This window comes from Ornithinicoccus halotolerans (assembly GCF_009602535.1).
Lineage (GTDB): Bacteria > Actinomycetota > Actinomycetes > Actinomycetales > Dermatophilaceae > Ornithinicoccus > Ornithinicoccus halotolerans.
Window position 1 is genome coordinate 1 of sequence record NZ_WIQI01000092.1, and the last position, 11,011, is coordinate 11,011.

The following is an 11,011-nucleotide window of genomic DNA, read 5'->3' on the forward strand; positions in this document are numbered from 1 at the left end:
ATCGCCTCGCGCACGGCCGGGTCCCACAGCCGCGCCGAGTCCGGGCCGCCGGTAGCGGCCCCGGTCGGCTCGTCGCCGGGCTGCTGAGCGTCGTCGCGGGGACGGTCCAGGGGTGGTGCCACGGGCCACACGCTATCGGCCGCCGCCGGTCCCGCGCGGCGGACCGTCGCCCGCGCCGGCGGCCCGGACCCTCAGCGCCCCCGGCGCCGGGTGATGACCGCGCCGATGACCGCCAGCACCGCCCCGAGCCCCTCGACGACGGTGCTGACGAGCTTGGTCGTGCCCCACAGCGGGTCGTACATCCGCGGGATCGGGCCCACCGGCGGCACGTCCACGTAGCTGTAGAGCAGGACCGCCGCGAGCACGGAGGCCAGCACCAGCGCGGCGGCCAGGTAGGCCCAGCGGCTGCCGCGGACCAGCAGCCACAGGCCGACGACGATGGCCGCGACCGCCTGCAGCCGGAACAGCGTGCCGCCCCCGATGCCGCCGGGCGCGGCCAGCTGCATGGCGTCGGCCAGCCGCAGGTGCACCACGGCATCGACGGCGAGCGCGGCGGCCACCAGCAGGCGCAGCACGAGCTCGGCGCCTGACCCGGCCCGGGTCTGCGCGGCGTCGGCCCTGGAGGGCGCGGTCATGGCCCTCACCCGACCACGAGGGTGTCGGTCATCTGCGGGTGCGGGACGCAGTGGAAGGGGTACTCCCCCTCCTCCTGCGGCACCGTGAAGATGGCCTCCTCGCCCGGGCCGACCGCCACGTCGAAGGACGCCCCGTCGTCGGCGGTCACGGTGTGCCCGACGGTGTCCTCGTTGCGCACGGTGATCTCGGCGCCCGGCTGCACGGTGTCAGGGACGTCGTAGGAGAAGTCGGAGATGGTGATGACCACCTCCCCGGCGCCGGCGGCGTCCTCGTCGGTGGCCGTGGCGTCCTCGTCGGTGGCCGTGGCGTCCTCGGCAGTCTCGTCGCCGGTCGCCTCATCCGTGGTCTCGTCGCCGGTCGCCCCATCCGTGGTCTCCTCCTCGGCCGCGGTGGGCGAGGTCTCCGGGGCGCCTCCCCCGCCCCCGCCGTACAGGCCACCACCAGAGCCGTCGCCGCCACACCCTCCGGCGACGAGCGCGGCGGCGGCGAGGGCGGCGACGGTCGTGCGCGGCAGTCTCATGCCAGGGGTACGGCTGCGGGGGCGGCTGCGGATTGCCCCGCCCGGCTCACCGCGTCACCGGGTCGCTGGCACCGGCCCACACGGCGTTAGGAATGCCCCTTGACCACCGGGGACGCCGGCGGGATCATCAGGCGAAGGGGCTCCGGCCCGCCCTGTGTGAGGGGACTCCCCCATGATCGGTCCGTACACCACCGTCGAGCTCGGTGACGGGCGCGCGGTGGACCTCTACCTGCTGCGCTTCGACAAGAACGGCCGGCTGCTCAGCCCCAGGACGCAGGCGTTGCTGCTGCAGGAGCTGCGGCGGTCCTCCGACGTGTTCGTCTTCTCGCACGGCTGGAACAACACCTTCGACTCCGCACGCGACAAGTACCTGGACTTCATCACCGGGTACGCAGCCCAGCGGGCCCGAGTAGGCCTCCCCGTGCCGTCCGGCTACCGCCCGCTGCTGGTCGGCGTCATCTGGCCGGCCACCAGCTTCGTGCTGCCCTGGGAGCAGGGGCCCGAGATCGCCGGCACCGGCCCGCAGGACGCCGAGCGCGAGGAGATGCTGCACCTCTTGGGCGAGGATCTCCCCCCGGAGCAGTTCGCCGCCCTCACCGAGCTGGTCGACGGCGTGGAAGCGGTCGACGAGGAGCAGGCCCACGAGGCGGCCCGCCTGGTCCTGTCGTCGCTGACCCCCGGTGACGACCCCGAGGACGCGGCGACCCCGCCCACCCCGGAGGAGCTCGTCGACAGCTGGCGGGCCCTGGAGGGTGGGACGGCGCCGGCGCCACCGGACCCTGACGACTTCGGGGCCGCCACCACCTCGGCAGCGGCCTCGGGGCCCGGCCAGCCCACCGTCGCCGGCGGCGGCCGGCTGGACCCGCGGGGGCTGCTGCGCACCGCGACGGTCTGGCAGATGAAGGACCGCGCCGGCACGGTCGGGGGCGCCGGCGTGGCCGGCCTGCTCGAGCGCGTCCTGGACGACTCGGACGCGCGGCTGCACCTGGTCGGGCACTCCTTCGGCGCCCGGGTCGTGCTCTCGGCGGCGGCCGCACAGCGCTCGGCCCGGCCGATCCAGTCCGTGCTGCTGCTGCAGCCCGCCGTGAACCGGTGGTGCTTCGCCCACGAGGTCATCGACCGGGGCGTCCCCGGCGGCTACCGTCCCGTCCTGGACAAGGTCGTGGGCCCGGTCGTCACCACGTACTCGCGCCACGACCGCCCGCTGCACGAGGCCTTCCACCTGGCGGTGCGGGGCAGCCACCTGGGCGAGCCCGACATCGCGGCGGTCGGGGACACCCACCGCTACGGCGCGCTGGGCGGCTACGGGCCGGCCGGCATCGACGACCTGCTGCACAGCCGCAAGGCCATGACCGAGGGGGCGCCGTACGACCTGGACCGCGTCACCGGCGTCGTCCAGGTCGACGGCGACGTGCCGGGGGTGAAGCGGCGCGGCCTGGACCAGTCCCCGGAAGGGCCGGCGATCGCCGGGCACGGGGACATCAACAGCACCGTCACGTGGTGGGCGCTCCACGCGCTCACCGGGTAGGGGGCTCTCGTGGCCGAGTTCCTGATCCGCCAGTGGCGGCTGGCCGTGCTGCGGGTGCAGCTGGACCTGTCGGCCCACGAGCCCGTCATCCGGGTCACCCTGGTCGACATGCCGGACGGCACCCCGGCGCGCCGGTGGGAGCGCCGCTACGCGACGACGGACTTCGGCATCCCGCGCCGGGGTGATCCGGACCGGCTGGTGCTGCCGCCGGACCTGGTCACCGACGTCGGCACCGTGTTCCGGGAGGAGCTGCCCGAGGAGACCGCGCTGTGGCTGCGGCTGGTGCCGCCCTACGGGTACCTCGGCGGCGCGCCCTGGGAGGAGGACCTCGTCCCGGTGCTGGGCCGGCCGGTGCTGCGGGTGCCGGACCGGCTGCCGGTGGCGATCGACTTCGGCTCCGCGTGGACGGCCGCGATCGCCGTCAACGCCGACCCCACGACGGACTGGGCCGGTCCCTACCTGTACTCCCTGCTCGGCCGGCTGCGCGAGCGGGTGGACGGCGAGCTGTCGGTTCACGTCTTCGCCGACGCCGCGACGACGGCGCGGCTGCAGCAGCTGTGCGCGCCGGAGGCGTCGGCCGGGGCCAGCGCGTCACCGCCGCCGCTGGCGGTAACGCCAGGGTCCTGGTGGCACCTGCACGACCCCCGCGGTGCGCGTCGCCGGGCCACGCCGACCCCGTGGTCGGACTGGGTGCGCTCCGGCCTGTCCGGATGCGCCGTCCGGTCGCTGCACGTGGTCACCGACGCCACCCTCGACGGGGACGAGCCGATGCTGCTGGTGGCCCAGGACCCGGAGGACCCCACCGAGAACCCCAACCTCGTCCCCGTGGACGCGGTGCTGCGGCTGACCGACTCGATCGGCGCCGCCACGCTCTCCTTCGGCTCCCCGCCGGACAACGCCTCCGACCTGGCCACCCGGATGCTGGCCGACGAGGTCGGGCGGGTCCGCTCCGGGCCCACCCTCTACTCCTGCCTCGAGGAGGACCCCGAGGGCTGGGCGCTCGCCGGCGCGCACGCCTACCTCGCCGACCCGCAGGGCGACGAGGCGCTGCCGTGGGACCGGTCGCTGTTCTGCTACGTGCAGCCCGAGCACGTCCGCCACAGCCTGCTGCAGGGGTGGCCCGAGGCGTCACCGCCGCTGACGCCGCTGCCCGACGGCGAGCTGCTCCCGACCATGCCGACGGGGCCGGCGCTGCCGCCGGACACCGTGACGTGGCCCGGCGCCAGCCGGCTGCACCCGGCGCCGGAGGCCCCGGCCTGGGTCGCCGCGTCCCACCGGTACCTGGACGACCGATGGTCCACGGTGGCCAGGACCGCACGCGCGGTCGCCGCCGACGACCGGACCGACCTGCGGGACGCCTACGACCAGGGGGCGACCGCGGCGCTGCGCGAGCTGCGGGACGTCATCGACCGGCACGGGGGACCACGATGAGCAGGACCGTGATCGGGCTCTCGCAGGGAGCCGGCCGCAACGTCAGGGCGACGTTGGAGCGGGCACCCGTGGTGTACGACTACGCCAGCGTCGACCTCGACCCCACGACCGTCACCGGGACGGACCTGCTGCAGCGCGGGCAGGCGCTGGGCACCCTGCTGTGCCACCAGGACCCCCTCCGCAGCGTGCTCGGCACGGCGCTCAGCCAGCCCCCGGACACCGAGCCCGCACCGCTGTACTTCCACGTGCGCTCCGCCACGGCCGACGCCATCCCGTGGGAGCAGGTGTACCTGCCGCCGGTGGGCTTCTGCGCCCTCGACCAGCGCTGGCCGGTCGGCCGCATCGCCGACCGGGTCAGCACGGTGAGAGGCCGGCCGTTCCAGCCGCCGCTGCGGGTCGTCGCCGTCCTGTCCGCTGCGGGACGGGACGGGGGCCCGCAGCTCACCGCGCTGCGCAGGGCCGTCGCCGAGGCCGCCGTGCCCACCACGCTGCACGTCATCAGCGGTGACGAGGACGTCGTCGCCGCCATGACGGAGGAGAACGAGTCCGCGGAGCTGATCGCGGGCACCTCCCCGGGCCTGTGCCGTCAGCTCGCCGAGGCCGAGCCGCACGTGGTGCACCTGCTGTGCCACGGGCAGAAGCTGGCCAAGGTGCCGGTGCTGACGTTCGCCTCGGTCGGGGACGTCGACGCCGCACAGGCCGACCTCGGCTCGGTCAACGTCACGGTGACCGAGCTGACCCGCGCGCTGAGCCACAGCGACCCGTGGCTGGTGGTGCTGGCCGCCTGCCAGACCGCCGACGCCGAGGACCCCGACGGCCGCCCGTTCGCCCACGAGCTGGTCCACCAGGGCCTCACCGCGGCCATCGGGATGCGCCGGCTGGTCGACCTCAAGGACACCGACCGGTTCTGCCGGCAGCTCTACCCCGAGGTGCTGGCCGCGGTTGCCGCGGCGGTGACGACGCCCGGCCGGGGCGAGCAGATCATCGACTGGGCCCAGGTGCTGACGGCGCCCCGCCGGGTGCTCAGCGACCCCGACCCGGCGACCGTCGAGGCCTGGCTCGACCCGGTCCTGTACGTGCAGAGCGAGGACCTGCGGGTGCTTCCGGAGGTCGGGACCCAGGCGCACGAGCACGCCCGCGTGCAGGGCCGGCTCGACCAGTTCCGTGGCCTGCTGCGCAGCGAGGACCTCGACCCCGCGGTCCGGGAGTGGCTCATCGGTGAGATCGCCCAGATGGAGGCCACCCTCGCCGGCCGGGACACCGAGCAGCCCCGGGGCCAGGACGCGTCACCGGTCGCCGGGGGCTGAGCCGATGACCGAGCGGCTCCCGGACAGCGTGGCCATCAACGCCTGGATCGGGACCGCTCCCCGCAGCCCGCTGGCTGACAAGGCGAGCCGCTGGGGCTCCGGCGGCGGGCTCCCCCACTCCCAGCAGCCGATGGACCTCGGCGCCCCCGCCGACGACACCGACTGGCGCTCACCCGACGTCGGCTACGGGGTGCTGCTGCGCGACGACCCCGAGGTCCCCGACCAGGCCAAGGCCACCGGCGCGGACGCCCCGGAGCCGATCCGGGAGCTGCTGGCCGGCCGCCCGGGCACGGTCATGCTGCGCTGGAGCCCGGCCCTCGACGGCTCGGACCAGGTCCTCGCACCGCACCGGCACCTGCGCCGCTACTTCGCGGACGGCACCTTCCAGGATCCGTCGATCGGGGCCTCTGCCTTCGGCACCGGCAAGGGCCGGCTACCGCGGTACATCCTCATCGTCGGCGGCCCGGACCAGGTCCCGTGGCGGCTGCAGTACACCCTTCAGACCCGCCACCACGTCGGCCGGCTGCCGCTGGCCGAGGACGGGCTGGGCCACTACGTCAGCGCCCTGCTGCACGGTTTCGACGGCGCCGAGGTCGACGTCCGCGCCCCGCTGCAGTGGACGGTCTCCCACCCCGGTGACATCACCGCCGACATGCGCGCCGTCATCGCCGACCCGCTGGCCGGGCGCCTGACCGACCCGCAGCTGCCCCGCTACGAGCACCTCACCGACGGCTCCGCCACCGGGGCGGGGCTGCTGGACCGGCTGGCCGCGACCCGCCCGGCCCTCGTGGTCACCTCCAGCCACGGCCTCGCCGAGGGCGACCACGACACCCTGCGCGCGGGCCTCGGCCTGCCCGTCGACGCGACCCGCGCCCCGGTCCCGCTGGACGACCTGGTCGCAGCCGTCCCCGGCGGCGCGGTCTGGTACTCGCAGGCCTGCTGCTCGGCCGGCAGCGACGGCGCGTCCAAGTACCCAGGGCTGCTGCCGGCCGGCCCGGTCCTGGACACCGTGGAGAACGTCGCCGCTCTGGGGTCGACCGTTGCCCCGGCGGCGGTCGCCCTGCTCGGCCGGGCCGACCCGGTCCGGGCGGTCATGGGGCACGTGGAGCCGACCTTCGACTGGACGCTGCGCGACCCCCACACCGGGCAGGGGCTGGCCGGGCTGCTGGTCAACGCGCTCGCAGCCAACCTGCACGCCGGCCAGCCGATCGGCCACGCCTTCAAGGACTACCGCAGCACCGTCGGCGCGCTCCACAGCGAGTGGGTGGAGTTCTACGAGCTGCTCGTCAACGACCACGACACCACGGTCCGGCCCACGCTCACCCGGCTCCGGCTCACCGCGCTGGACCGGCAGAGCCTGGTGCTGCTCGGCGACCCGACCGTCAGGCTCCCGGAGCTGGCCAGCGCGCCCTGACCCTCATCCGGTGGTGCGGCCCTCGGTCTGCGACGCCGGCTGCAGGACGGTGAACGACATGCCGGCGTCGACCAGCCGCTGCCGGAGGTGGTCGGCCATCGCGACGGCCGTGGTGACCTGTCCGGAGGTCGGCGGGTTGTCGTCGAACGCCAGGCACATGGCCGCCTCCGACAGCATCTTCGCGGTCTCGTCATAGCCCGGGTCGCCACCGCGCACCTGCGTGTGCACGCGGTCGCCTCCCCCGGCGCCGATGAAGTCGACCGTGAACCACGAGCGGGCCCGTCGGTCCGGTGACGGGCCCGCGCCCGGCGGGACGCGGGCGCCCAGGAGACGGCGCAGCGGCCGCACCTGCGAGGCGGCGAGGAGTCCACCGATGCCGGCCGCTGCCGCCAGCAGGGTGGGCAGCCGCTGGATGCCGGCGTAGTGGGCGTAGGAGAAGTCCGGGCCGTAGTCCGCCCGCCCGGCCGCGGAGCGGTGGACGACCACCGGGTCGACGGTGGGCAGCGGCAGCAGCCAGAGGCCAAGGTCGGCGTCTCGGCGCGGCAAGCGCCCCCGACGACGTGCCCGGCGGCTGGCGGGACGTGGTTCCCGCTGCTGGCGCGCGGCCGACGCCTGCCGCAGCTGCCGGGGCCGCGCCAGCTGCCCCAGCGCCGAGCGGAACGTTCCGCCGGACATCATCGCGTTGCTGCGCACGACCCCGCGGACGGTCAGCGGCACGTCGGCGGGCAGCTGGCTGACCGTGAAGAGTGCTCCGAGGTCGTGCGGGACGGAGTCGAACCCGCACGCGTGCACCAGGCGCGCCCCTGACTCCACGGCCGCCGCGTGGTGGCTGAGGTACATCCGGTCGATGAACTCCGGCTCGCCGGTGAGGTCGACGTAGTCGGTGCCCATGGCGGCGCACGCGGCGACCATCGGCTCGCCGTGCTCCAGGTAGGGCCCCACGGTGGTGGCCACCACCCGCGTGGACCCCGCCACCGCACGCAGCGAGTCGCCGTCGGAGACGTCGGCATGGAGCCGCTCCGGCACGGGGGCACGCGGGCTGCCCCGGAGGAGGCGCTCGCCGACCGCGTCGAGCCTGGCCCGGTCGCGGCCGGCGATGGCCCAGCGGGCGCTGGCCGGCAGGTGGGCGGCCAGGTAGTCGGCGGCGAGGCCACCGGTGAAACCGGTGGCGCCGAAGAGCACCAGGTCGAAGGGGCGGTCGGCGGTGCGGGCAGTCATGGTTCCCTCCGGCGCTCGAGTGGCCATCTGGTCACGGTCAGTCACCTGGTGGCCCGTCGACCGCGGCGACTCCGCTGCTCCCAGGGTGCGGCCTTCGGCATCGGCGCGCACCGCATCGCGAGACCACCCGTGCGCTGGGTGCGCTAGCCCGCGGGCTGTCGGGCCGCCCCGGAGGCGCCAGCCGCGGTGCCCGGCCCCGAAGCCATGTCAGCGGGCCGGGGCCGACGGCGGAGGCGGGTGATGTAGACCCCGACCAGGCACAGCAGCCCGCCGGTGAGCATGATCGCTGTCGGCGCCTCGCTGAGGAGCACCCACGACAGCAGGATGGTCACGGCCGGCACGACGTACGTGGTCGCCGCGGTCTTGCCCGCTGAGGTGCGCGAGAGCACGTAGGCCCATGTGGTGAAGGCCACGGCGGTGGGGAAGACGCCGAGATAGAGCACGCCCAGCGTCGCGGACGCGGGTGCCGCCTGGACATCGCGCAGGAGGGCCCCGCCCCACGGCAGCAGCGCGACCGTGCCCGCGCTCGCTCCCAGCCAGGTCAGGGTCGTGGCGTCGACCGTCCGCAGCAGTCGCTTCTGGACCAGCGCGGCACCGGCGTAGAGCACCGCCGCGACGACGGCGAGGAGCACCCCGGAGATGGCCGCCCGGCCGGTCCACGAGCCGCTGGCGATGAGCACCACACCGAGGAACGCCAGCGGGGCACCGACCAGCAGCCCCCGCGGGAACCCCTCGCCCAGCACCAGACCACCCAGGGCCACGACGATCAGCGGCGCGAGGTTGACCAGCATGGCGGCGGTGCCGGCGTCGATCGTGCGCTCGGCCTGGTTGAGCGCCAGGTTGTAGAAGCAGAACCACCCCAGGCCCCAGGCGACGATCAGCAGCAGCGCCCGTCGTGGCGGCCACCGCACCCCCACGGCGGCCGCGACCAGCCCCAGCGCGAGGCTGCCGACCACCATGCGCAGCAACGCCATCGACCCGGGGGCGTAGAACTCGCCGGCGCTGCGGATCACGACGAACGAGGAGGCCCACAGCACGACCGTCACCGCCGCCGCACCCAGGACCAGCGGCGAGTTCGCCTGGTCGGTGTCGGTGGGGGGCGGTGCTGCCACGCGGCTGGTCATGAGGAGATCGTCGCCACCAGCCCGATTCAGGTCAAGCGCACATTTCTGAAGCACTGTACAGCTGCGCTGAACGATCGGTAGGCTGCCGCCATGGAGATCCAGCAGCTGCGAGCCTGGCGGTCCCTCGTCGCCACCGGCTCCGTGCGCGGTGCCGCCGACGCGCTCGGCTACTCCCCCTCGGCCATCAGCCAGCAGATCAGCCAGCTCCAGAAGGAGGTGGGCATCACCCTGCTCAGCCGCGTCGGCCGCGGGATCGAGCCGACCCCGGCCGGCCGCGCGCTGGCCGCCCGGGTGGACGGCGTCCTGGGTGAGCTCGGGGACCTGCACGACTTCGTCCGCGCCCTGCGCGCCGGCCGCAGCGCCACCCTGACGTTCGGCTACTTCCCCTCGCTCGGTGCCACCTGGCTGCCCGACATCGTCGGGCCACTGGTCGGGGAGTTCCCCGACACGAGCCTGGACCTGTACGTGTCCGACACCCACGACCCGGCCCGGCGCCCCCGGCCCGACCTGCAGCTGCTGGTGCTCCCGCCCGGCGTCGGCACCCCGGCCGGCTACCAGTCCCACCCGGTCGCCGAGGACAGCTACGTGGTGACCATGCGGCATGACGACCCGCTGGCCGCCCGCGACTCGGTGCCGATGGCCGAGCTCGCCCACCACAGCTGGATCGACAACGAGCACGGCCACGGCCCGTGCCGCCGGATCGTCCTGGACGCCTGCGCGGCCGTGGGGTTCCAGCCGGCCTTCCGGATCCAGACCCACGACTACCCGACCGCCCTCGCGCTCGTCGCCCGTGGCCTCGGCCTGTCCGTGATGCCCGCCCTCGGCGCCACCCACCTGCCCGACGGCGTCGTCCGCCGGCCGATCGTGGACCCCACGCCCACCCGGGCGATCCACGCCATCGTGCTCCGCGACTCAGCGGACCAGCCCGTGGTCCAGCGCGCGCTCGCGCTGACCCTCGAGGCAGCCGCCGCCGAGCAGCCCTCCAGCCTGGTCAGCACGTAGCGGCACGTGCTCGGTCGTCCCGCCGCCCGGACCGGCGCTGTCGGTCCGGCTGGTTAGGGTTGCCGCGTGACGTTGGTCGTGCACCGGGGCGCCGACACGGGGGTGCTCGTCGAGGGACTGGCGGGGCTGCTCGCGAACCCGCTGGCGGACCCCTTCGCCGAGGAGGTCGTCGTCGTGCCCGCCCGTGGCGTCGAGCGGTGGCTGACCCAGCGCCTCTCCCACCGGCTGGGCGCCGGTGACCGCGGTGGCGACGGCGTCTGCGCGGGGGTGCGCTTCCTCAACCCGCACTCCCTGGTCGCCCTCCTGCTCGGCCGCGAGCGCGACGACCCCTGGGAGCCGGAGCGGCTCGCCTGGACGGTGCTGCAGGCCATCGACGAGAGCCTCGGTGAGGACTGGTGCGCCACCCTCGCCCGGCACCTGGGGCACGGCGACACCGGCGACGACGCCGAGCTGCGGCAGGGGCGCCGGTGGTCGGTCGCGCGCCGGCTGGCCGGGCTGTTCAGCGGCTACGCCACCCAGCGCCCGCAGCTGGTCACCGACTGGCGGGAGGGCCGTGACACCGACGGCCTCGGCCACCCGCTCGAGGCCGACCTCGGCTGGCAGCCCGAGCTGTGGCGCCGGGTGCTGGAGCGGGTCGACGCCCCGCCCCCGGACGTCCGCCTCGCCGAGACCATCGCGCGCCTGGAGCAGGGCGCGGACGGGCTGGAGCTGCCGGGCCGGCTCTCGCTGTTCGGCCACACCCGGATGCCGGTCACCGAGGTGGCGCTGCGCACCCAGCAGGTGCTCCGGGAGGAGACCGGCGTGGCCAACGTCGCTGACCCGCTGGGGGGA

General features: G+C 75.2%; 10 protein-coding genes. 6 read left to right on the forward strand and 4 right to left on the reverse strand.

Features of this window, described 5'->3' with window-relative positions; genetic code table 11:
- Window positions 1-191 precede the first annotated feature (191 nt).
- Together GFJ45_RS12965 and GFJ45_RS12970 are read right to left on the reverse strand one after the other, a co-directional pair.
- Window positions 192-635 carry a hypothetical protein gene (locus GFJ45_RS12965; RefSeq protein WP_228386992.1) on the reverse strand — a complete coding sequence of 148 codons (444 nt, stop codon included), beginning with the start codon at window positions 633-635 and terminating at the stop codon, window positions 192-194.
- A 5-nt stretch (window positions 636-640) separates the two neighbouring features.
- Window positions 641-1,156: a cupredoxin domain-containing protein gene (locus GFJ45_RS12970; protein ID WP_153397880.1), complete on the reverse strand. Its 516-nt coding sequence runs from the start codon at window positions 1,154-1,156 to the stop codon at window positions 641-643.
- A 172-nt stretch (window positions 1,157-1,328) separates the two neighbouring features.
- Between GFJ45_RS12970 and GFJ45_RS12975 the strand changes: the two genes are divergently transcribed.
- Genes GFJ45_RS12975 through GFJ45_RS12985 form a run of 4 tightly spaced genes read left to right on the forward strand, consistent with a single transcriptional unit; the run spans window position 1,329 to window position 6,836 of the window.
- On the forward strand, window positions 1,329-2,684 hold the full coding sequence (locus tag GFJ45_RS12975; RefSeq protein ID WP_153397882.1) for a hypothetical protein: 1,356 nt from the start codon (window positions 1,329-1,331) through the stop codon (window positions 2,682-2,684).
- A gap of 9 nt (window positions 2,685-2,693) precedes the next feature.
- Window positions 2,694-4,115 (forward strand): hypothetical protein, encoded by a 1,422-nt coding sequence (locus GFJ45_RS16420; protein ID WP_194288659.1) that lies wholly within the window; start codon window positions 2,694-2,696, stop codon window positions 4,113-4,115.
- Window positions 4,112-5,422 carry a CHAT domain-containing protein gene (locus GFJ45_RS16425; protein ID WP_194288660.1) on the forward strand — a complete coding sequence of 437 codons (1,311 nt, stop codon included), beginning with the start codon at window positions 4,112-4,114 and terminating at the stop codon, window positions 5,420-5,422. The genes GFJ45_RS16420 and GFJ45_RS16425 overlap by 4 nt, the downstream gene beginning before the upstream one ends.
- Before the next feature lie 4 nt (window positions 5,423-5,426).
- A complete protein-coding gene (locus tag GFJ45_RS12985) occupies window positions 5,427-6,836 on the forward strand; it encodes a hypothetical protein (protein WP_153397887.1) in 1,410 nt (469 codons plus the stop codon).
- A 3-nt stretch (window positions 6,837-6,839) separates the two neighbouring features.
- Here GFJ45_RS12985 and GFJ45_RS12990 read toward each other — a convergent pair whose 3' ends face one another.
- Window positions 6,840-8,054: a saccharopine dehydrogenase family protein gene (locus tag GFJ45_RS12990; RefSeq protein WP_153397889.1), complete on the reverse strand. Its 1,215-nt coding sequence runs from the start codon at window positions 8,052-8,054 to the stop codon at window positions 6,840-6,842.
- 143 nt (window positions 8,055-8,197) lie between these two features.
- The gene (locus GFJ45_RS12995; RefSeq protein WP_153397890.1) at window positions 8,198-9,178 is read right to left on the reverse strand and encodes a DMT family transporter; all 981 of its coding nucleotides are present in this window, start codon (window positions 9,176-9,178) and stop codon (window positions 8,198-8,200) included.
- Window positions 9,179-9,268: 90 nt separating this feature from the next.
- Between GFJ45_RS12995 and GFJ45_RS13000 the strand changes: the two genes are divergently transcribed.
- Window positions 9,269-10,180: a LysR family transcriptional regulator gene (locus tag GFJ45_RS13000; protein WP_153397892.1), complete on the forward strand. Its 912-nt coding sequence runs from the start codon at window positions 9,269-9,271 to the stop codon at window positions 10,178-10,180.
- A gap of 66 nt (window positions 10,181-10,246) precedes the next feature.
- Window positions 10,247-11,011 (forward strand): exodeoxyribonuclease V subunit gamma (locus GFJ45_RS13005; protein ID WP_194288661.1); only part of this gene is annotated, 765 nt, incomplete at its 3' end.

Excerpts from the sequence above, each read along its gene's own strand:
- GFJ45_RS12985 (WP_153397887.1), top strand. The coding sequence starts at position 5,427 with ATGACCGAGCGGCTCCCGGACAGCGTGGCCATCAACGCCTGGATCGGG.
- GFJ45_RS12965 (WP_228386992.1), bottom strand. The coding sequence starts at position 635 with ATGACCGCGCCCTCCAGGGCCGACGCCGCGCAGACCCGGGCCGGGTCA.
- GFJ45_RS12990 (WP_153397889.1), bottom strand. The coding sequence starts at position 8,054 with ATGACTGCCCGCACCGCCGACCGCCCCTTCGACCTGGTGCTCTTCGGC.
- GFJ45_RS12975 (WP_153397882.1), top strand. The coding sequence starts at position 1,329 with ATGATCGGTCCGTACACCACCGTCGAGCTCGGTGACGGGCGCGCGGTG.
- GFJ45_RS13000 (WP_153397892.1), top strand. The coding sequence starts at position 9,269 with ATGGAGATCCAGCAGCTGCGAGCCTGGCGGTCCCTCGTCGCCACCGGC.
- GFJ45_RS12970 (WP_153397880.1), bottom strand. The coding sequence starts at position 1,156 with ATGAGACTGCCGCGCACGACCGTCGCCGCCCTCGCCGCCGCCGCGCTC.
- GFJ45_RS12995 (WP_153397890.1), bottom strand. The coding sequence starts at position 9,178 with ATGACCAGCCGCGTGGCAGCACCGCCCCCCACCGACACCGACCAGGCG.
- GFJ45_RS16425 (WP_194288660.1), top strand. The coding sequence starts at position 4,112 with ATGAGCAGGACCGTGATCGGGCTCTCGCAGGGAGCCGGCCGCAACGTC.